The 20,731-nt window shown below is 72.9% G+C and carries 18 protein-coding genes; 6 read left to right on the top strand and 12 right to left on the bottom strand.

Annotated elements, in window-relative coordinates; translation table 11 throughout:
• Positions 1-304: 304 nt before the first annotated feature.
• Positions 305-649, bottom strand: coding sequence for a four-helix bundle copper-binding protein (locus tag ACZ3KJ_RS16285; protein ID WP_467528054.1), 345 nt, complete (start codon positions 647-649; stop codon positions 305-307).
• A 242-nt stretch (positions 650-891) separates the two neighbouring features.
• Positions 892-2,049 (bottom strand): acyl-CoA dehydrogenase, encoded by a 1,158-nt coding sequence (locus ACZ3KJ_RS16290; RefSeq protein ID WP_467527494.1) that lies wholly within the window; start codon positions 2,047-2,049, stop codon positions 892-894.
• A gap of 205 nt (positions 2,050-2,254) precedes the next feature.
• On the opposite strand from ACZ3KJ_RS16290, the gene ACZ3KJ_RS16295 reads away from it, so the two are divergent.
• Together ACZ3KJ_RS16295 and ACZ3KJ_RS16300 are read left to right on the top strand one after the other, a co-directional pair.
• Positions 2,255-3,598, top strand: coding sequence for a UDP-glucose dehydrogenase family protein (locus tag ACZ3KJ_RS16295; RefSeq protein WP_467527496.1), 1,344 nt, complete (start codon positions 2,255-2,257; stop codon positions 3,596-3,598).
• Positions 3,599-3,883: 285 nt separating this feature from the next.
• Positions 3,884-4,279 (top strand): VOC family protein, encoded by a 396-nt coding sequence (locus tag ACZ3KJ_RS16300; RefSeq protein ID WP_467527498.1) that lies wholly within the window; start codon positions 3,884-3,886, stop codon positions 4,277-4,279.
• A gap of 144 nt (positions 4,280-4,423) precedes the next feature.
• Here ACZ3KJ_RS16300 and ACZ3KJ_RS16305 read toward each other — a convergent pair whose 3' ends face one another.
• From ACZ3KJ_RS16305 to ACZ3KJ_RS16315, 3 genes are read right to left on the bottom strand one after another with little or no spacing between them, the layout of a single operon-like run.
• Entirely contained in the window at positions 4,424-5,611 is a 1,188-nt protein-coding gene (locus ACZ3KJ_RS16305; protein ID WP_467527500.1) for a dipeptidase, read from the bottom strand.
• A 5-nt stretch (positions 5,612-5,616) separates the two neighbouring features.
• The gene (gene purE / locus ACZ3KJ_RS16310) at positions 5,617-6,141 is read right to left on the bottom strand and encodes a 5-(carboxyamino)imidazole ribonucleotide mutase (RefSeq protein WP_467527502.1); all 525 of its coding nucleotides are present in this window, start codon (positions 6,139-6,141) and stop codon (positions 5,617-5,619) included.
• Positions 6,138-7,277 carry a 5-(carboxyamino)imidazole ribonucleotide synthase gene (locus ACZ3KJ_RS16315; protein WP_467527504.1) on the bottom strand — a complete coding sequence of 380 codons (1,140 nt, stop codon included), beginning with the start codon at positions 7,275-7,277 and terminating at the stop codon, positions 6,138-6,140. The genes purE and ACZ3KJ_RS16315 overlap by 4 nt, the downstream gene beginning before the upstream one ends.
• Positions 7,278-7,522: 245 nt before the next feature.
• Between ACZ3KJ_RS16315 and ACZ3KJ_RS16320 the strand changes: the two genes are divergently transcribed.
• Complete coding sequence (locus ACZ3KJ_RS16320; RefSeq protein WP_467527506.1) at positions 7,523-8,047, top strand: GtrA family protein; 525 nt, start codon at positions 7,523-7,525, stop codon at positions 8,045-8,047.
• Between the two features lie 86 nt (positions 8,048-8,133).
• Here the strand turns inward: ACZ3KJ_RS16320 and ACZ3KJ_RS16325 are convergent, their stop codons facing one another.
• Positions 8,134-9,408, bottom strand: coding sequence for an ATP-binding protein (locus tag ACZ3KJ_RS16325; protein WP_467527507.1), 1,275 nt, complete (start codon positions 9,406-9,408; stop codon positions 8,134-8,136).
• Between the two features lie 231 nt (positions 9,409-9,639).
• Complete coding sequence (locus tag ACZ3KJ_RS16330; protein WP_135787585.1) at positions 9,640-10,317, bottom strand: response regulator transcription factor; 678 nt, start codon at positions 10,315-10,317, stop codon at positions 9,640-9,642.
• Positions 10,318-10,831: 514 nt separating this feature from the next.
• Between ACZ3KJ_RS16330 and ACZ3KJ_RS16335 the strand changes: the two genes are divergently transcribed.
• Complete coding sequence (locus ACZ3KJ_RS16335) at positions 10,832-12,328, top strand: oligopeptide:H+ symporter (protein WP_467527509.1); 1,497 nt, start codon at positions 10,832-10,834, stop codon at positions 12,326-12,328.
• Between the two features lie 660 nt (positions 12,329-12,988).
• Here ACZ3KJ_RS16335 and ACZ3KJ_RS16340 read toward each other — a convergent pair.
• Both ACZ3KJ_RS16340 and ACZ3KJ_RS16345 read right to left on the bottom strand, forming a co-directional pair.
• Positions 12,989-13,471: an ATP-binding protein gene (locus tag ACZ3KJ_RS16340; RefSeq protein ID WP_401694853.1), complete on the bottom strand. Its 483-nt coding sequence runs from the start codon at positions 13,469-13,471 to the stop codon at positions 12,989-12,991.
• Between the two features lie 432 nt (positions 13,472-13,903).
• Entirely contained in the window at positions 13,904-14,281 is a 378-nt protein-coding gene (locus ACZ3KJ_RS16345; RefSeq protein ID WP_467527510.1) for an STAS domain-containing protein, read from the bottom strand.
• A 236-nt stretch (positions 14,282-14,517) separates the two neighbouring features.
• Between ACZ3KJ_RS16345 and ACZ3KJ_RS16350 the strand changes: the two genes are divergently transcribed.
• Complete coding sequence (locus tag ACZ3KJ_RS16350) at positions 14,518-15,465, top strand: RNA polymerase sigma factor SigF (RefSeq protein ID WP_467527512.1); 948 nt, start codon at positions 14,518-14,520, stop codon at positions 15,463-15,465.
• A 310-nt stretch (positions 15,466-15,775) separates the two neighbouring features.
• Positions 15,776-16,756, top strand: coding sequence for a DMT family transporter (locus tag ACZ3KJ_RS16355; protein ID WP_467527513.1), 981 nt, complete (start codon positions 15,776-15,778; stop codon positions 16,754-16,756).
• On the opposite strand, the gene hutI is transcribed toward ACZ3KJ_RS16355, so the two are convergent.
• From hutI to ACZ3KJ_RS16370, 3 genes are read right to left on the bottom strand one after another with little or no spacing between them, the layout of a single operon-like run.
• On the bottom strand, positions 16,696-17,991 hold the full coding sequence (gene hutI / locus ACZ3KJ_RS16360) for an imidazolonepropionase (protein WP_467527515.1): 1,296 nt from the start codon (positions 17,989-17,991) through the stop codon (positions 16,696-16,698). The two genes, ACZ3KJ_RS16355 and hutI, sit on opposite strands and share 61 nt — an antisense overlap.
• Positions 17,988-19,337, bottom strand: a complete 1,350-nt coding sequence (locus ACZ3KJ_RS16365) for a formimidoylglutamate deiminase (protein WP_467527517.1) — start codon at positions 19,335-19,337, stop codon at positions 17,988-17,990. Before ACZ3KJ_RS16365 ends, hutI begins: the two co-directional genes overlap by 4 nt.
• Complete coding sequence (locus ACZ3KJ_RS16370; protein WP_467527519.1) at positions 19,334-20,536, bottom strand: allantoate amidohydrolase; 1,203 nt, start codon at positions 20,534-20,536, stop codon at positions 19,334-19,336. Before ACZ3KJ_RS16370 ends, ACZ3KJ_RS16365 begins: the two co-directional genes overlap by 4 nt.
• Positions 20,537-20,731: the final 195 nt, after the last annotated feature.

The raw sequence follows: 20,731 nt of genomic DNA on the forward strand, positions 1-20,731 counted from the left end.
CCAGGCACCGACTCCGGCTCCGGCTCCGACTCCGGTCCCGGCTAGAGCTCCGTCCCCCGCTCCGGCCCCGGCTCCGGTCCCGACTACAGCTCCGTCGCCCGCTCCGGCTCCGGCACCGACTCCGGCACCGACTCCGGTCCCGGCTACAGCTCCGTCCCCCGCTCCGGTCCCGGCTACAGCTCCGTCCGCCGCTCCGGTCCCGGCTACAGCTCCGTCCGCCGCTCCGGCCCCGGCTGCGGCCCGGCCGCGCCCGCCCGCACGACGAGGGCACCCCGTGGGGTGCCCTCACCGGCCGTCCGGCGCGTCACATCGAGGTGCCCGCCATCGCGCGGCACATCTCGGCACAGCGGCGACAGGCGTCGGCGCAGCGCGCCATGCCGGCGTCGTCCGGCATGGCCATGCACGCCTCGGCGCACATCTCGCACGCCTTGGCGCACATCGCGCACATCTCGGCCGCCATGGGTGAGCGGCGCATCATCATGTCGGCGCACATGCGGGTCGTCTCGGAGCAGTCCATCAGCGCGCGCATGATCTGCAGCTGGGCCTGGCCGCCCATCTGAAGACAGGCGCTCATGGTCTCCTCGCACACGCCGTGGCAGGACATGCACGCCTCGACGCAGTCCTGCATCTCCTTGCTCATGGCGGGCATGGTTCCGGGCTGGGCCGATCCGGGCCGGGTCGTTCCGGGCTGGGTCGTTCCGGGCTGGGTCATGACTCCTCCTGGGAGAGAGACGGGCCGGGGCCCGGGCGGACCCCGCGCGCCCTTCCGTCGTACGCCTCCCCGTCGCCGAGCGCCATCGGACGGCGGCGCGGGCGGCCCCCGGCGCACCGCCGGAGGCCGCCCGCCCGCAGGTCAGGCGCCCCGGAGGACCCGACACCGGCCGGAAACCGTTACGGCAGGTTCCGCGCCATGACGATCCGCTGGACCTGGTTGGTGCCTTCGTAGATCTGCGTGATCTTGGCGTCGCGCATCATGCGCTCGACCGGGTAGTCGCGGGTGTAGCCGTAGCCGCCGAGGAGCTGGACGGCGTCGGTGGTGACCTCCATCGCCACGTCCGAGGCGAAGCACTTGGCGGCGGCGCCCTGGAAGGTGAGGTCGCCGTCGCCGCGCTCGGACTTGGCCGCGGCGGCGTAGGTGAGCTGGCGGGCGGCCTCGATCTTCATGGCCATGTCGGCGAGCATGAACTGGATGCCCTGGAAGTCGGCGATCGGCTTGCCGAACTGCTTGCGCTCCCGGACGTAGCCCTTGGCGTAGTCGAAGGCGCCCTGGGCGACGCCGAGGGCCTGGGCGGCGATGGTGATGCGGGTGTGGTCGAGGGTCTTCATCGCCGTGGCGAAGCCGGTGCCCTCCTCGCCGATCATGCGGTCGGCGGGGATGCGGACGTTGTCGAAGTAGACCTCGCGGGTCGGGGAGCCCTTGATGCCGAGCTTCTTCTCCGGGGCGCCGAAGGAGACGCCCGGGTCGGACTTCTCGACGACGAAGGCGGAGATGCCCTTCGAGCGCTTGGCGGGGTCGGTCACCGCCATGACCGTGTAGTACTCGGAGACGCCCGCGTTGGTGATCCAGCGCTTCACGCCGTCGAGGACCCAGTGGTCGCCGTCGCGGACCGCCTTGGTCCTCATGCCGGCCGCGTCCGAGCCGGCCTCCGGCTCGGAGAGGCAGTAGGAGAACATGGCGTCGCCCTTGGCGAGCGGGGTCAGGTACCGCTTCTTCAGGTCCTCGGAGCCGGAGAGGATCACCGGCAGGGAGCCCAGCTTGTTCACCGCGGGGATGAGCGAGGACGACACACAGGCGCGGGCGACCTCCTCGATCACGATCACCGTGGCGAGCGCGTCGGCGCCCGCGCCGCCGTACGACTCGGGTACGTGCACGGCGTGCAGGTCGTTCGCGACGAGCGCGTCGAGGGCCTCCTGCGGGAAGCGGGCCTCCTCGTCCACCGCGGCGGCGTACGGCGCGATCTTCGCCTCGGCCAGCGAGCGGACGGCGTCGCGGAGCATGTCGTGCTCCTCGGACGGGCGGTACAGGTCGAAGTCAGCCGATCCGGCCAAGGTCTCTCACGCTCCAAAACACTGGGGTGATCCCGCTAATTACCGTTAAGTAACTCAAAGTTTAGGGGGCTGCTCGCAGGAGTGTCACGTGAGCTTGACGACAGGGGGGAGAGCACAGGAGAACTGCCCGGTGAGAGGCTCCCGCACGCCCCGACTATGCTCGGGCGCGCCATCCTGATCCCCGTCCAGCCCAGGAGCTGCCCCCATGGCCCTCAAGATCACCGTGATCGGCACCGGTTATCTCGGCGCCACGCACGCCGCGGCCATGGCCGAGCTGGGCTTCGAGGTCCTCGCGCTCGACGTCGTGCGCGAGAAGATCGAGATGCTGGAGCGGGGCGAGACCCCGATGTACGAGCCGGGTCTGGAGGAGCTGCTGCGGCGGCACGTCCCGGGCTTCGAGGGGTCCACCGGACGCCTGCGCTTCACCCAGGACTGGGCGGAGGTCGGCGCCTTCGGCGACGTCCACTTCGTCTGCGTCAACACGCCGCAGAAACACGGCGAGTACGCCTGCGACATGTCGTACGTCGAGTCCGCGATCGCCTCCCTGGCCCCGCATCTGCACCGGCCGGCCCTCGTCGTCGGCAAGTCGACCGTGCCGGTGGGCTCCGCCGACCGGCTCGCCCGCACCGTCGCCGGGCTGGCCCCGGCCGGTGCGGACGCCGAGCTGGCGTGGAACCCGGAGTTCCTGCGCGAGGGCTACGCCGTGCGGGACACGCTGCACCCGGACCGGATCGTCGTCGGCGTGCGCAGCGAGCGGGCCGAGAAGCTGCTGCGGGAGGTGTACGCCACGCCGATCGGCGAGGGCTCGCCGTTCGTCGTCACCGACTTCCCGACCGCCGAGCTGGTGAAGACCGCCGCGAACTCCTTCCTCGCCACCAAGATCTCCTTCATCAACGCCATGGCGGAGGTGTGCGAGGCCGCCGACGGCGACGTCGCCAAGCTGGCGGAGGCCATCGGGCACGACGACCGGATCGGGAAGAAGTTCCTGCGGGCGGGGATCGGCTTCGGCGGCGGCTGCCTGCCCAAGGACATCCGGGCGTTCATGGCGCGCGCCGGCGAGCTGGGCGCCGACCAGGCGCTGACCTTCCTGCGCGAGATCGACTCGATCAACATGCGCCAGCGCGGGCAGATGGTGGAGCTGGCCCGGCAGGCGCTGGGCGGCGGGCCCTTCCTGGGCCGCCGGGTCGCCGTGCTGGGCGCGACGTTCAAGCCGGACTCGGACGACGTCCGCGACTCGCCGGCGCTGAACGTCGCCGGCCAGATCCACCTCCAGGGCGGCCAGGTGACCGTCTACGACCCGAAGGGCATGGAGAACGCCCGCCGGGTCTTCCCCACCCTCGGCTACGCCGACACGGCCCTGGAGGCGGTGCGGGGCGCCGACGTCGTCCTGCACCTGACCGAGTGGCGGGAGTTCCGTGAGCTCGACCCGGCGGTGCTCGGGGAGGTCGCGGCCGCCCGGGTGCTCCTGGACGGGCGCAACGCGCTCGACCCGCAGCTGTGGCGCAAGGCCGGCTGGACGTACCGCGCGATGGGCCGCCCGACCGCCTGAAGGGACCTGCGGCCTGAGGGACCGGCCACTCGGCGGGAGCGGCCAGTCGGCGGGAGCGGCCGCTCGCCGTGCGGTGGCGGACGGACGACGCCGGTTCGGCCGAGGCTCAGTCGGCCGAACCGGCGTACGCGTGCATTCTGCCGCACCCGGGTGGTCCGCGCGGTGTGAACTCCCCGTGGGCCACGGCTGCGGGTCCGGGCCGCGGGTCACTGCTGTGGGTTACCGGGCGCGCACGGCTGGGCACCCGTTTCCTCGTCCGTCCGCCGGCCAGCGAGGAGACTGCCCATGGCACCCGTCGTCCGTGTCCGTTCCGTCGTGCTCGACTGCCCCGACCCGCATGCGCTCGCCCGCTTCTACGCGGCCGTGCTGGGCGGCACGCCGGAGGCCGAGGAGGGGGACGACTGGGTCGTCCTCGAGGTGCCCGGAGGCCCCCGGCTCTCCTTCCAGCAGGTGGCGGACCTCACCCCGCCCGAGTGGCCGCGGGGCGACCGCAACGCGCAGCAGTTCCACCTCGACCTCGACGCCGGTGCCACCTGGGAGGAGCTCGACGCGGTGCACGAGCGGGTGGTGGCGCTGGGCGCGCGGCCCCTGGACCTGGAGGACCGGGAGAAGAAGGACTTCCAGGTGTACGCCGATCCGGCCGGACACCCGTTCTGCCTGTGCCGGATCGAGCATCCGTGAGCGGGCGCCGCTGAGCGGGCGCCGGTGAGCGGAGGCGGTGCTACGGGACCCGTATCCAGGTTCTCGGGTACCGGCCCCGTCACCGGCGTCCGTGAGCGGGGCGGCGGCCGGACGTGCCGGCCGGTCCGCCCCGCGCGGGCCGGGTCAGCCGTCCAGCGACTCGATCGTCGCGTTCGACGGGCCGCGCGTCGCCTTCAGGCCGCGGGCCACGTCCTCCGCCGCGCCCAGCACCCGGACCGCGTTCTGCCAGGTCAGCTTGGCGAGGTCGGTCCTGGACCAGCCGCGGTCGAGGAGTTCGGCGATGAGGTTCGGGTAGCCGGAGACATCGTCGAGGCCCTCGGGGGTGAAGGCCGTGCCGTCGTAGTCGCCGCCGATGCCGAGGTGGTCGACGCCGGCCACCTCGCGCATGTGGTCCAGGTGGTCGGCGACCGTGGCGACCGTGGCGGTCGGGCGCGGCCGGCGCTCCTGGAAGGCGCGGTGGACCGCCATCGCCTGCGCGGTGGTGTCGAGCGGGTGGAAGCCGTGGGCGCGCATGTTCTCCTCGGCCTCGGCCGTCCAGTCCACGGCCGCCTGGAGCACGAACTTCGGCACGAACGTCACCATCGCCACGCCGCCGTTGGCGGGCAGCCGCTCCAGGACGTCGTCCGGGACGTTGCGCGGGTGGTCGCAGACGGCCCGGGAGGAGGAGTGGGAGAAGATCACCGGCGCGGAGGACGTGTCCAGCGCGTCCCGCATCGTCGTCGCCGCCACGTGGGAGAGGTCGACGAGCATGCCGAGCCGGTTCATCTCCCGCACGACCTCGCGGCCGAACGCCGTCAGCCCGCCGGCCCTCGGCTCGTCGGTCGCGGAGTCCGCCCAGTCGACGTTGTCGTTGTGGGTGAGCGTCATGTAGCGCACGCCGAGCGCGTACAGGCCGCGCAGGGTGCCCAGGGAGTTGGCGATGGAGTGGCCGCCCTCGGCGCCCATGAGGGAGGCGATACGGCCCTCCGCACGGGCCGCCTCGACGTCCTCGGCGGTGAGCGCGGCGCGCAGGTCGCCGGGGTGGCGGTCGATGAGCCGCCGTACGCAGTCGATCTGCTCCAGTGTCGCCGGGACCGCGTCGGGCTGGTCCGCGCGCACGTACACCGACCAGTACTGGGCGCCGACCCCGCCCTCCCGCAGGCGGGGGATGTCGGTGTGCAGGTGGGCGCGCTGGTCCACGGCGACGTCCCGGGCGTCGAGGTCGTAGCGGACCTGCTCGCGCAGCGCCCAGGGCAGGTCGTTGTGCCCGTCGGCGACCGGGAACTCGCGCAGCAGCTCGCGGGCCTCCTCCAGCCTGTCCGGCCTGGCCACGGCCGTCACTTCCCGAAGCCGAAGCCGTTGCCGGCGCCCTCGGCCTTGGCGCGCAGCCGCTTGCCCTTCTCGGTGGCCTGGTCGTTGAGGTCCTGCTGGAAGTCGCGCATGCGGGCCAGGAGGTCCTCGTCGTGGGCGGCCAGGATGCGGGCGGCGAGCAGGCCGGCGTTGCGGGCGCCGGCGACGGAGACCGTGGCGACCGGCACCCCGGCCGGCATCTGCACGATCGACAGCAGGGAGTCCATGCCGTCGAGGTACTTCAGCGGCACGGGCACGCCGATGACCGGCAGCGGGGTGACGGAGGCGAGCATGCCGGGGAGGTGGGCGGCGCCGCCGGCGCCCGCGATGATCACCTTCAGTCCCCGGTCGGCCGCCTGCTCGCCGTACGCCACCATCTCGCGCGGCATGCGGTGCGCGGAGACGACGTCGACCTCGTAGTCGATCTCGAACTCGTCGAGGGCCTTGGCGGCGGCCTCCATGACGGGCCAGTCGCTGTCCGATCCCATGACGATGCCTACGACGGGGCTCATTCGGTGATCGTGCCTCTCAGGTAGCCGGCAGCGTGACGGGCGCGCTCCAGCACGTCGTCGAGGTCGTCGCCGTAGGTGTTGACGTGGCCGACCTTGCGGCCGGGCTTCACGTCCTTGCCGTACATGTGGATCTTGAGCTGCGGGTCGCGGGCCATGCAGTGCAGGTACGCGGAGTACATGTCCGGGTAGTCGCCGCCGAGGACGTTGACCATGACCGTCCACGGGGCGCGCGGGCGCGGGTCGCCCAGCGGCAGGTCGAGGACCGCGCGGACGTGGTTGGCGAACTGGCTGGTGACCGCGCCGTCCATGGACCAGTGGCCCGAGTTGTGCGGGCGCATCGCGAGCTCGTTGACGAGGATGCGTCCGTCGCGGGTCTGGAACAGCTCCACGGCGAGGTGGCCGACGACGCCGAGTTCCTTGGCGATGGTCAGGGCCATCTCCTCGGCCTGGAGCGCGAGGGACTCGTCGAGGCCGGGCGCCGGGGCGACGACCGTGTCGCAGACGCCGTTGACCTGCTGGGACTCCACCACCGGGTAGGCGACGGCCTGGCCGTGCGGGGAGCGGACGACGTTGGCGGCGAGTTCGCGCACGTAGTCGACCTTCTCCTCGGCGAGGACCGGCACGCCGGCCCGGAAGGGGTCGGCGGCCTCCTCGGCGGAGTCGACCACCCACACGCCCTTGCCGTCGTACCCGCCGCGGACGGTCTTGAGGACGACGGGGAATCCCTCACCCTCGGCGGCGAAGGCCGCCACGTCCTGCGGATCGCTCACGAGGCGGTGGCGCGGGCACGGCACACCGATCTCGGTGAGCTTCGCGCGCATCACGCCCTTGTCCTGGGCGTGCACGAGCGCGTCGGGGCCCGGGCGGACGGGGATGCCCTCCGCCTCCAGCGCCCGTAGGTGCTCGGTGGGTACGTGTTCGTGATCGAAGGTGATCACATCGCACCCCCGCGCGAAGTCACGCAGGGTGTCCAGGTCGCGGTAGTCGCCTACGACGACATCGCTCACCACCTGGGCCGCGGAATCCTGGGGAGTGTCACTGAGGAGCTTGAACCTGATGCCCAACGGGATGCCCGCCTCGTGTGTCATCCGAGCGAGCTGACCCCCGCCGACCATGCCGACTACCGGGAATGTCACGCCCCTAGGGTATCGGCCACGCCAGACGGCCGGATTCCGCGCCTCTCCGGAGGCCTCCGCCGCCGTCCCCCGGGCACCGCGCCGCCGCTCCCCCGCCGCTCCCCCCGGCACTCCGGCGGCACTCCGGCGGCACTCCGGCGGCCCGCTCGCGGATCTCGTGAGGCGCACCACAGGAAACCTGCAAGGGGGGTGGTTAGCATGGCTGGGTTGACGAAACCGACACCCGGACGGGGGCCTGTACGGCCATGGCACAAGGTTCCTCGGATGGTTCCACGGGGGATGGGCGGCTGCGGAGGATAGCCCGCGAGCTCGTCCGGTTCGGCGCCGTCGGCGGAGCGGGCCTGCTGGTCAACCTCGCCGTGTTCAACTTCGTGCGGCACGTCACCGATCTGCCGGTGGTGCGGGCCAGTGTCATCGCGACCGTCGTCGCCATCGTCTTCAACTACGTCGGGTTCCGCTACTTCGCGTACCGCGAGCGCGACAAGGGCGGGCGGACGCGTGAGCTGACCCTGTTCCTGCTGTTCAGCGCGGCCGGACTGGTCATCGAGAACGGGCTGCTGTTCCTGGCCACGTACGGCTTCGGGTGGGACGGCCGGCTCCAGAGCAACGTGTTCAAGTTCCTCGGCATCGGTGTCGCCACGCTGTTCCGTTTCTGGTCGTACCGGACGTGGGTGTTCCGGGCGATTCCGGTGCGGGGGGCCGTGGCGGGGGCGGAGTCGGTGCTGGCGGCGGAGTCGCGGCAGCCGCAGCCGACGCAGCGGGTGAGCTGAGCGGGCGGCACCGCACCCGAACCCGTGTGACCGGCGCCTCACCTCAGCAGCGCCTGGCGTGACCGGCGCCTCGGCGCACCGTCCGCTCAGCGCACCGTCGGCTCGTCCGCGGCGGACGTCTTCTTCTCGGGAGCCGTCCGGGACAGGAACAGGCCGAAGACCGGGGGCTGGGCCTGGAGCATCTCCAGGCGGCCGCCGTCGGCCTCGGCGAGGTCGCGGGCGACGGCGAGGCCGATGCCGGTGGAGTTGCGGCCGCTGATGGCGCGCTCGAAGATACGGGCGCCGAGGTCGGCGGGGACGCCGGGGCCCTCGTCGGTGACCTCGATGACGGCCTGGTTGCCGGTGACACGGGTGCGCAGGGCGACGGTGCCGCCGCCGTGCATGAGGGAGTTCTCGATCAGGGCCGCCAGCACCTGGGCGACCGCGCCCGGGGTGCCCACCGCCTGGAGGTGGCGTTTGCCGGAGCTGACGATCGCCCGGCCCGCGCTGCGGTAGGCGGGGCGCCACTCGGCGAGCTGCTGCTGGATGACCTCGTCGAGGTCGAAGGTGACGGCGGAGCCGGTGCGGGGGTCGCGGGAGTTCGTCAGCAGGCGCTCGACCACGTCCGTGAGGCGTTCCACCTGGGTGAGCGCGATGGTCGCCTCCTCCTTCACCGTGTCCGGGTCGTCGGTGACGGTGATCTCCTCCAGCCGCATGGACAGCGCGGTCAGGGGCGTCCGCAGCTGGTGGGAGGCGTCGGCGGCGAGGCGTCGCTCGGCGGTGAGCATACGGGCGATGCGTTCGGCGGAGGCGTCGAGGACGTCCGCGACCCGGTCCAGCTCGGGGACGCCGTAGCGCTTGTGGCGGGGGCGCGGGTCGCCGGAGCCGAGGCGTTCGGCGGTCTCGGCGAGGTCGGTGAGGGGGGAGGCGAGCCGGTTGGCCTGGCGGATGGCGAGGAGCACCGCGGCGATCACCGCGAGCAGCGCCACCAGTGCGATGATCAGCAGGGTGCGGCCGACCTCGCGCGTCACGGAGGAGCGCGGCTCCTCTATGACGACCGTCTCGCCCTCCTCGCCCCGCGCCCTGCCGCGGATGACGTCGCCCTCGGGCCGGTCGCCGACCTCGATGGCCCGCTGCCCGGGGATGCGGATCACGGCGTACCGGTCCTGGGTGACCTGGTCGCGGAGCACTTCCGCGTCGACGGTCCCGGCGCCCAGCAGCCGGCTGTCCACGATGCTGGCGAGCCGCGCCGCCTCCAGCTCGACCCGCTCCTGTGCGCTGTTGCTGATCGTGCGCGTCTCGACGATGACCAGCGACACGCCGAAGACGGCGATCACGACGAGGACCACGGCGAGGGTGGACTGGATCAGACGGCGACGCACTGGGATCTCCGGACGGTGACGCTACGGGACGGTGGGGGCGACCCCGCCCAGGGGTGCGGGGAACCGTGCGACCGGCCGTTCACGGCCCGCACCCACGGTGCGGCACGGGCGTCGGCGGCCGTGTCGCGCGTCGGCGGGGGCCCCGCCGGGCACGGGCGTTCGCGCGTCGGCGGGGGCCCCGCCGGGCACGGGCGTTCGCGCGTCGGCGCGGGTCCCGCCGGGCACGGGCGGTCAGCTCTTCTCGAAGCGGAACCCGACGCCGCGCACGGTGGCGATGTAGCGGGGGTTGGCCGCGTCGTCGCCGAGCTTCTTGCGCAGCCAGGAGATGTGCATGTCCAGCGTCTTGGTCGACGACCACCACGTGGTGTCCCAGACCTCGCGCATCAGCTGGTCCCGGGTGACGACCCGGCCGGCGTCCCGGACGAGGACCCGCAGCAGGTCGAACTCCTTGGCGGTGAGCTGGAGCTCCTCCTCGCCCATCCAGGCGCGGTGCGACTCGACGTCGATCCGCACGCCGTGGGTGGCCGGCGGCTGCTGGGGCTCGGCGGAGCCGCGCCGCAGCAGGGCCCGGACGCGCGCGAGCAGTTCGGCCAGCCGGAAGGGCTTGGTGACGTAGTCGTCGGCGCCCGCGTCCAGACCGACGACGGTGTCCACCTCGTCGGCGCGCGCGGTGAGGATCAGGATCGGCACGGCGTGGCCGTCGGCGCGCAGCCGGCGGGCCACCTCCAGGCCGTCCATGCCGGGCAGGCCGAGGTCCAGCACGACCAGGTCGACACCGCCCTGCAGGCCGGCGTCGAGCGCGGACGGTCCGTCCTCCCGCACCTCGACCTCGTATCCTTCCCGGCGCAGTGCGCGGGCCAGCGGCTCCGAGATGGACGCGTCGTCCTCGGCGAGCAGTACACGGGTCATGAGGCGATGGTAGTCCGCACGGGGCGGGGCCAGAGGTGTGACGGCCGACCCTGCCTCTTACCCAGGGACATGACGGACATTCACCCCGCGCGACACAACGGATCACGGTCCGGACCTGGGGTCCGGGGATGTCATCCTGGTATGGACCTTGAAAAGTGACCCCTGGTTCCTGGATCACCTGTGATCCGCGTCTCAAGTCCTTCCATATCAGGCACTGTCCTGCCGTATGGTGAAAGGACGCCTGTAGCACCGCGGGGACCCTTGGCGCTCGACGAACTGACGCCAGGGGTCTCTTGCGTGTGCGGGCTGGTTCTCACCAGCCCTGGAAAGGAATGACCTGTGGCCGGGCCCCCTGCGCGGGGGCGTGGATCCCGGTGGTCGCCGTCCGCCGTTCCGAGACCCGGAGCGGACTCCCCGTGGGCGTGCGGGGTGGGCGGGCCGAACGCCGGTGCCGGCCGCCCCCCACCGGGCGCGTAACGCTCCACTCATGCGTCCCGACCAGCAAGGAACGACCATGGCGTCCAGCCTGACGAAGGACTCGGTCCGTCCGGGCACCCCCGGCTCCGGGAAGACCTTCTTCGGCCACCCCCGCGGACTGGCCACTCTCTTCATGACCGAGATGTGGGAGCGTTTCTCCTACTACGGCATGAGGGCTCTGCTCCCGCTGTACCTCGTCGCCCCGGGCGGGCTGCACCTGAACGCGGCCACCGCGACCGCGATCTACTCGGTGTACGTCTCCCTGGTGTACCTGCTCGCCATGCCGGGCGGCTGGTTCGGCGACCGGGTCTGGGGACCGCGCAAAACCGTCGCCGTCGCCGGCGCGGTCATCATGCTCGGCCACCTCACGCTGGCGCTGCCCTCGTCGGGCACGTTCTACGCGGGCCTCGGTCTGGTCGCCATCGGCTCGGGTCTGCTGAAGGCCAACATCTCCACGATGGTCGGCCACTTGTACGACGGCCCGAACGACCCGCGCCGCGACGGCGGCTTCACCGTCTTCTACATGGGCATCAACCTGGGTGCCTTCGCCGCGCCGCTGATCATCGGCACCATCGGTGAGAACGTCAACTGGCACCTGGGCTTCGCGCTCGCCGCGCTCGGCATGGCCCTGGGCCTGGTGCAGTTCCTGATCGGCAGCCGCCACCTGGACGCGCGCTCCAGCGTCGTCCCGAAGCCGCTGTCCGCCGACGAGAAGGCCGCGACGCTGCGCAAGTCCGCGATCTGGGCCGCCGTCGCCGTCGTCTTCTACGCGATCGTCGGGTTCTCCGGCCACTACACCCTGAACTGGGTCCTGGTCCCGCTGACCCTGCTCGGTGTGATCATCCCGGTGATGGTGCTGGTCAACATCAAGCGGGACAAGGATCTCGACCGCGCCGAGCAGTCGAAGATGTCCGCGTACATCTGGTTCTTCGTCGCCGCGGCCGTCTTCTGGATGATCTACGACCAGGGCGGCTCGACCCTGTCGCTCTTCGCCGACTCCTCGGCCGAGAACAGCGTGCTGGGCTGGGACTTCCCGGTCTCCTGGTACCAGTCGGTCAACCCGGTCCTGATCATGGCGCTGGCCCCGGTCTTCGCCTGGATCTGGCTGGCGCTCAACCGGCGCGGCAAGGAGCCCAGCACGATCGTGAAGTTCGCCTCGGGCCTGGTGCTGATCGGCGCGTCCTTCTTCCTCTTCATGGCCCCGCTGTCCATCGCGGAGGGCGGCCACAAGGCGGCGGCGCTGTGGCTGGTGGCGATCTACTTCGTGCAGACCGTCGGCGAGCTGACGCTCTCTCCGGTCGGCCTGTCGGTCACCACGAAGATGGCGCCCGCCAAGTACGCCTCGCAGATGATGGGTGTGTGGTTCCTGGCCGTCACCGCCGGTGACGCCACGACCGGTCTGCTCTCCATCGCCGGCGTCGACCTGAACAAGACGGGCATCGTCGCCTTGCAGGCCACGCTCGCGGTGGTCGCCGGTGTCGCGGTGTGGATGTACCGCAACAAGGTCAAGGAGCTCATGGGCGACGTCCGCTGACGTCCGGCCACGACCTCACGGAGGGCCGTCGCACCGACAGGGTGCGGCGGCCCTCCGGGCTTTCCGACGCCTGCCCGGTGGGTACCGCCCGCCGCCCGGACACTGAGGGTGCGTCACGGCGCGGCGGGCGGGGCAGGCAGGCGGGCGGGCGGGCGGGCGGGCGGAGAAGGATGAGGGGGACGCTCCGGAGGGGTGCGGCTCGGCGCCGTACGGGCGGCTCGGCGCCGTACGGGCGGCTCGGCGCCGTACGGGCGGCTCGGCGCCGTACGGGCGGCTCGGCGCCGTACGGGCGGCTCTGCCGTACGGGCGGCTCTGCCGTACGGGCTCGGATCGGGCGGCCCGGTCGGGCGGCTCCGGCAGGGTGGCTCGGGGAGGGTGACCCGGCCGGGCGGTCCGGGCAGCGTGGCACGGTCGTGCGGCTCCGGCAGGACGGCCCGGTCGTGCGGCCCGGTCTTGCGGCCCGGCAGGGCGGCTCGGGCCGCGTGGCTCGGTAGTGCGGCCCGGTTGGGCGGCTCGGGCCGCGTGGCTCGGTCTTGCGGCCCGGTTGTGCGGCTCGGGCCGCGTGGCTCGGTAGTGCGGCCCGGCAGGGCGGCTCGGGCCGCGTGGCTCGGTAGTGCGGCCCGGTCAGGCGGCTCGGGCCGCGTGGCTCGGTCGGTGCCGCTACGCCGGAGCGCCGAGTTCGGCCCAGACCGTCTTGCCCGAGACGCCCGGCGTCCGGACGACCCCCCAGTCCAGGGAGAGCCGCTGGACGATGAACATGCCGTGGCCGCCGGGGCGTCCGGCGCGGTGCGGGGTGCGGGGGGTCGGCTGGCCGGTGCCGCGGTCGGAGACCTCCACCCGGATGACCTTGTTGTCACAGCCCAGGAAGAGCTGATCGGGGCCCTCGGCGTGCAGGCAGGCGTTGGTGACCAGTTCGGAGACGACGAGCAGCACGTCCTCGGCCGCGGCCCGCCGGTCGGCGGTCGCGGCGGGCAGCCAGCCCCACGCGTACAGCGCCTGGCGGGCGAAGTCGCGGGCGAGCGGGACCACGCCGCTCTCGCCGTCCAAGCTCAGCCTGCGGACCTGACGACCCTCCGACGCCCCGGAAGCGCCGCTGGGCTCCGGGCCGCGGTCGCCCGGCGAACAGGGCCGGGTGGTGCTCATCAGCGCTTCACCTCACCGATTCACCAGTTCACGATGGACACGATTCGAGATTCCCGGAGTGCACGAGCCCCCACGGGCACCGGATCCAGTACACACGGTCGACGGCCGTCGCACGGTCGGTCCGCTCATCCCGCCCCTCCTCGAGCTTGCGGAGCTCCTCGCGCTCCTCGTGCCGTACGTGGCGTACGGGCCGCACCACGCGCTGTGTCATCGACATGTTCAGGATGTCTCCTGCCCGACGGAACCGGCGGAACACCCCTCGTTCGCCCGCAGGTGAGCCGTCCCGTCCGCCCGGCCGTCCACGCTGCCCGCCCCTCCCGCACCCCCTGCGCGCCCGCCCCGTGCGCCCCCGTACACCCTTCGACGCGGGTGTGACGCGCGTAACACGCCGTCCGCGCGGGGCGTGGGGAGGCCGGGGGGCCACTCGCCGGGTCAGCCGTCGCCGTCGGCGAGGGCGGCCTCGACCGTGTCGTGCACGGTGAAGACGGCGTCCGCGCCGGTGATCTCGAAGACCCGGGCCACCACGGGCTGCATGCCCGCCAGGTGCACCGCGCCGCCGGCCGCCTCCGCCTTCAGACGGGTGCCGAGCAGCACGTTGAGCCCCGTGGAGTCGCAGAACTCCAGCCGGGAACAGTCCACGACCAGTCGGCTCAGCCCCTTGTCGAGGCAGCCCTCGAGTGGCTCTCGCAACAGGTCGGCCGTGTGGTGGTCGAGCTCACCCGCCGGTGTCACGACGGCGCTGGAGCCCTCTTCCCGCACCTCCACCAGAAGCCGGCCAGACTGTGTGCTGCCGACCGTCCCGTGGTCCATGCCGTGTCTCTCCCGAGGTCGTGACTGCTTGCTGACGCCCTCGAACACTACGCCTTCGATCCGCGCTCCAACAGCCGAACAATCACCCACAAACGGACATAACTCAACAAAACGCACTTGCGATCGATCGAGCAAAGCGGGTAGGGCTAGGAGGAACACGTACCCGACACGCCGGCTTCGGAGGCGCCGCACACCGTAGTGCACGCACTGGCTTCGGCAGCCATATGCCGAGAACGATGGAGGACATCATGTCATCCCGGCTCGACGCACCGCATACCCACAAGGCGACGTCGACACCCCCACCGGACCATCTGGATCCCATCGCACTTCTGGATCCCGTCGCACAGGACAGCGACGCCACCGCGGACCCCGCCGACGCGCTCGCCGGGCTGCCGGAGATCCCGCCGTACGACGAGGTGGGCCCCGTCGACGCGCGGGCCCTGTCCAAGACCCTCTTCGAGCGGCTGGAGTCACTGGAGGAGGGAACGTACGAGTACTCGTACGTCCGCAACACCCTCGTCGAGCTGAACCTCGCGCTGGTCAAGTTCGCGGCCTCCCGCTTCCGCTCCCGCAGCGAGCCGATGGAGGACATCATCCAGGTCGGGACGATCGGCCTGATCAAGGCGATCGACCGTTTCGAGCTGAGCCGGGGTGTGGAGTTCCCCACCTTCGCGATGCCAACCATCATCGGCGAGATCAAACGTTTCTTCCGTGACACCTCGTGGTCCGTGCGCGTCCCGCGCCGGCTCCAGGAGCTCCGCCTCGACCTGGCCAAGGCCGGCGACGAACTGGCCCAGAAGCTCGACCGCGCCCCCACCGTGGCCGAGCTGGCGGAACGTCTCGGCATCTCCAACGACGAGGTCGTCGAGGGCATGGCCGCCTCGAACGCGTACACCGCCTCCTCGCTGGACGCCCAGCCCGAGGACGACGACGCCGAGGGCGCCCTCGCCGACCGCATCGGCTACGAGGACCACGGGCTGGAGGGCATCGAGTACGTCGAGTCCCTGAAGCCGCTGATCGCCGAGCTCCCGCACCGGGACCGGAAGATCCTCTCCCTGCGTTTCGTCGCCGGCCTGACCCAGTCGGAGATCGGCGACGAACTCGGCATCTCCCAGATGCACGTCTCACGACTGCTGTCGCGGACCCTGGTGCGGCTGCGCAAGGGCCTGACGCTGGAGGAGTGAGACCCGCGCGCGTCGGGAGACCGGAGTCCAGTGCGGTCCGCGCCCGGGTGAGCAGCACGGTCTGCCCGCCCGGGCGCGGGCGTGCCCCGGCACGAGGGCCGGGTCGGTGTGCGGCTCCTCACCCGGAGCGTGCGTGTCCTCCTCCTGAGCGCGCGGGTCCTCACCCTGAGCGCGCGGGTCCTCACCCTGAGCGTGCGGGTCCTTGTCCAGGTCCAGAGACAGGCCGCTGACCCGGTCCGCTGTCGCCGCTTACGCTGAGCCGGCCCTCCGGCCCGCGGTGGGCGCACCGCCGACCGCCGCGAGGAGCACGATGCCCGCCACCCCTGCCCGTCCCGGCCGGCTCGCCGACCTGCCCGTGCTGCTGGTCGCCGTGGTGTGGGGGTCCAGTTATCTCGCCGCCAAGGGGATCACCACGGCGGACACGGTCCTCGCGGTGCTGGTGCTGCGGTTCGCCGTCGCGCTGCCGGTGCTGGCCGTCGTGGGGTGGCGGCGGCTGCGCGCGCTGAGCGGGGCGCAGGTGCGCGGGGCGGGGCTGCTCGGGCTGGTCCTCGCCGGGATCTTCCTGCTGGAGACGTACGGGGTGGTGCACACCTCGGCGACGAACGCCGGGCTGATCATCAGCCTGACGATGGTGTTCACGCCGCTCGCGGAGAGCCGGGTGCGCGGGGTGCGGCTGCCGGGGTCGTTCCTGGGGGCGGCCGGTGTGTCGGTGCTCGGCGTGGCGCTGCTGACGCAGGGTGCCGGGTTCACCGCACCGTCGGGGGGTGATCTGCTGATGCTGGGGGCCGCGGTCGCGCGGACGGTGCACGTGCTGGCCATGGCGCGGATGGAGTCGGTGCGGGGTGCGGACGCGCTGTCGCTGACGACCCTTCAGCTGGGCGGCGCGGTGGCCGTGTTCGCGGTGCTGGTGGCGGTGCCGGGGACGGGCGCCTCGCCGTGGGCGGCCGCGAGGGCGTTCGACGCCGGGGACTGGCTGGGGCTGGTCTACCTGGCGGTGTTCTGCACGTTGTTCGCGTTCTTCGTGCAGATGTGGGCGGTCCGCCGCACCTCCCCGTCGCGGGTCAGCCTGCTGCTGGGCACGGAACCGGTGTGGGCGGCGGCCGCGGGCATCGCCCTGGCGGGGGACCGGCCCGGTCCGCTCGGGTTCCTGGGCGCGGTGCTGGTGCTGGTGGGGACCGGGTGGGGGCGGGCGGTGGCGGACCGGGGGCGCGCGGTGCCGGAGGCGGGCGCTCAGACCACGCGTACGCCGCGCCGCCACACCTGCGACACCAGCGGCACGCCCGGCCGGTAGGCCAGGTGGACGTGGCTCGGGGCGTCCAGGAGGGTCAGGTCGGCGTAGGCGCCCGGGGCGATGCGGCCGATGTCCGTGCGGCGCAGGGCGGCCGCTCCGCCGGCCGTGGCGGACCAGACGGCCTCGTCGGGAGTCATGCGCATGTCCCGCACGGCGAGCGCGATGCAGAACGGCACGGAGGACGTGAAGGACGAGCCCGGGTTGCAGTCGGTGGACAGGGCCACGGTGACGCCCGCGTCGAGGAGGCGGCGGGCGTCGGGCCACTCGGCGCGGGTGGAGAACTCCGCGCCGGGCAGCAGGGTGGCGACGGTGTTCCCGCCGGCGAGGGCGTCGACGTCGGCGTCGGTGAGGTGGGTGCAGTGGTCGGCGCTGGCGGCGTCCAGTTCGACCGCGAGTCGCACGCCGGGGCCGTAGGAGAGCTGGTTGGCGTGGACGCGGGGGTGCAGGCCCTTGGCCCGGCCCGCGGTGAGGATCGCGCGGGCCTGGTCGCCGTCGAAGGCGCCCTCCTCGCAGAAGACGTCGATCCAGCGGGCGTGCGGGGCGCAGGCGTCGAGCATCTCGCCGGTGACGAGGGCGACGTAGGCGGCGGGGTCGCCGGCGTGGTCCGGCGGGACGATGTGGGCGCCGAGGTAGGTGACCTCGTCGGTGTGGCGGGCGGCGATGCGCAGGGCGCGGGCCTCGTCGGCGACCGTCAGGCCGTAGCCGGACTTGGTCTCGAAGGTGGTGGTGCCCTGGTGCAGCGCCTCGCGGAGGTAACGGGTGAGGTTGGCCTCGAGTTCCTCGTCGCTCGCCGCCCGGGTGGCCGCGACGGTGGTGCGGATGCCGCCCGCGCCGTACGGCCGCCCCGACATCCGGGCGTTGAACTCCTGTGTCCGGTCGCCCGCGAAGACGAGGTGGGAGTGGGAGTCGACGAAGCCGGGGACGACCGCCCGGCCTCCCGCGTCGACCCGATTGTCAGTGGCGGGTGCTTTGCTGTGGTCACCGGTCCACACGACGCGGTCGCCTTCGATGACGACGGCCGCGTCCTGGATCAGTCCGAGGGGGGATCCGTCACCTAGGGAGGGGTCGTTGGTGACCAGGGCGGCGATGTTGGTGATGAGCGTGCTCGCGGTGCTCGCGGAGTGGGCGGGGCTGACGGTCGTCGCGTTGCTCATGGCGTCCTTGCTGGCCTGGTCGGCGGTGGGGTCGGGTTCGGGGGCGGGGGCGGGCCGTGCGGGTGGGGGGCCCGCGGTCATCCGCGCAGGGCTGCGACGGCGTCCGCGAGGGCCTTCGGCACATCCGGCACGAGGGAGTGGACCCCGTCCCGGACCACGTGCCGGCCTCCCACGACCGTGTGCGACACGTCCGCTGCCGACGCGGCGAATACGGCCGTCTCGGCCCCGAGCCGCGGAAGCGGCCCTGCCGTCCTGACCGAGTCGAGCGCGATCGTCGTGAGGTCGGCGCGCGCGCCGGGCTCGATGGTGCCCGTGTCGTCCCAGCCGAGGGCCGCGTGACCGTCGGCCGAGGCCGCCCGCAGGAGGGCCGCCGCCGTCCAGTGGCCTCGCGTGCGGCTGCGCAGGCGCTCGTTGAGCTCCATGGCGCGCGCCTCCTCGAACAGGTCGATGACGGCGTGGCTGTCGGAGCCGAGGGAGAGCGGGGAGCCTTCCCTTTGCAGGGCGACGGCCGGTCCGATGCCGTCGGCGAGGTCCCGTTCGGTGGTCGGGCACATGCAGGTGCCGGTGCCGGTGCCGCCGATGAGGGCGATGTCCCCAACGGTGAGGTGGGTGTTGTGGACGCCGGTGGTGCGCGGTCCGAGGACGCCGTGCTCGGCGAGGAGCTGGGCCGGTGTGCACCCGTGGGCCTCGCGGCAGGCGTCGTTCTCGGCGGTCTGCTCGGACAGGTGCACGTGCAGCGGCGCCCCGCGCTCCTCGGCCCACCGCGCCACGGTGGCCAACTGCCCGGCGGGCACGGCCCGTACGGAGTGGACGGCCGCTCCGATCCGCGCGTGATCCCGTTCCTTGAGAAGTGAACAGCGTTCGGCCCAGGCGTCCGCGCTGCCGTCGGAGAAGCGGACCTGGTGGGTGTCGGGCGGCTGTCCGAAGCCGGAGGACAGATAGGCGGTGTCGAGGAGGGTGATGCGGATGCCGGCTTCGGCGGCGGCCTCGACCAGGGCCTCGCCCATCGCGTTCGGGTCGGCGTAGGGGGTGCCGCCGGGGGCGTGGTGCACGTAGTGGAACTCGCCGACCGCCGTGATGCCGGCCAGTGCCATCTCGGCGTACACCGCGCGGGCGAGCGCGTGATAGGTCTCCGGGGTCAGCCGGTCGGCGACGGCGTACATGACCTCGCGCCAGGTCCAGAAGGTGCCGGAGCCGACCTGGACGGTGGAGCGCAGGGCGCGGTGGAAGGCGTGGCTGTGGGCGTTGGCCAGGCCGGGGAGGGTGAGGCCGCGCAGCACCTGCGCGCCGGGCGGCGGGGCGGGCGTGCCGGTGCGGACGGCGGTGAACCGGCCGGCCGCCGCCTCCACCACGACGCCCGGCTCGACGCGGGTGCCGAGCCAGGCGTGCTCCAGCCAGTACGTCCGTGTCGACTGCGTGGGGGTCACGTGCAGGCCAGTCCTTCCAGTACGTCGGCGAGCGCGCGCACCCCGGCCAGGCAGTCGTCCTCGGCCGCGAACTCGGCCGGGGAGTGCGAGACGCCCGTGGGGTTGCGCACGAACAGCATGGCGGTCGGGACGCTCCCGGAGAGGATCCCGGCGTCGTGTCCGGCGCCGGTGCCCAGGACCGGGACCTTCAGGCCGGTGTCGTGGCCCAGGATGCGGGCGAGTTCGTCGCGCAGGGCGTGGTCGAACTCGACGACGGGGGTGAAGGACTCGCGGACGACGTCGAGGTCGACGCCGTGGGCGTCGGCGTACTCGCGGGCGGCCTTCTCGATGCCGCCGACGACGGTGTCGAGGCTCTCCTGGTCGGCGGCGCGGGAGTCGAGCCAGCCGCGCACCAGGGAGGGGACGGCGTTGACGCCGTTCGGCTCGACGGAGATCTTCCCGAAGGTGGCGACGGCGTCGGCGAGGCGCGCCTCGCGCCGGGCGGCGAGCACGGTCTGCGCGTACGGCAGCATGGGGTCCCGCCGGTCCGCGAGCCGGGTGGTGCCGGCGTGGTTGGCCTCGCCCCGGAAGTCGAACCGCCAGCGCCCGTGCGGCCAGATGGCGCTGGCGACGCCCACCCGGTCGCCGCTGAGGTCGAGGGCCCGCCCCTGTTCGACGTGCAGTTCGACGAAGGCGCCGATGCGGGCCAGCCGCTCCGGGTCGGGTCCGATGGCGTCGGGGTCGTAGCCGGCGGCCTCCATGGCCCGCGGGAGGGTGACGCCGTCGGCGTCGGTCAGCCGGTGGGCCTGTTCGACGGTGAGCCGGCCGGCGGTGAGCCGGGAGCCCACGCAGGCGAGGCCGAAGCGGGCGCCTTCCTCGTCGCCGAAGTTGACGACGGCGAGGGGCCGGGTGAACGTCGCCCCCCGGGCGCGCAGTTCGTCGAGGGCGGCGAAGGAGGACACCACTCCGAGGGGCCCGTCGAAGGCGCCTCCGTCGGGCACGGAGTCGAGGTGGGAGCCGGTGACGACGGCGTCGCCGGCGGTGGGATCCCCGAGCCAGGCCCACTGGTTGCCGTTGCGGTCGACCTCGTGGGTCAGCCCGCGGGCCTCGGCCTGCTGGGTGAACCAGGCCCGGCACTCGGCGTCGGCGCCGCTCCAGGCGAAGCGCCGGTAGCCGCGGGACCCGGGGTGCCGGCCGATGGGCAGCAGCTCACGCCACATCCGGTGGAACGACCCGCCGGCCGCCCCGGGCCGCGGGTCGTCGTTCCGCGGGCCGGCGGAGGTGCCTGCGGCCGGACCGGGCCGGGCGGCGGGTTGGTCGGGCTCGGCCGGACCGGCAGCCGACGGCGACCGCGACGGCGACGGCGACGGCGACGGCGACGGCCCGGAACGCACCGCGCGGTCGCCTCCGTGCCC

The organism is Streptomyces sp. NPDC003248, from assembly GCF_055563235.1.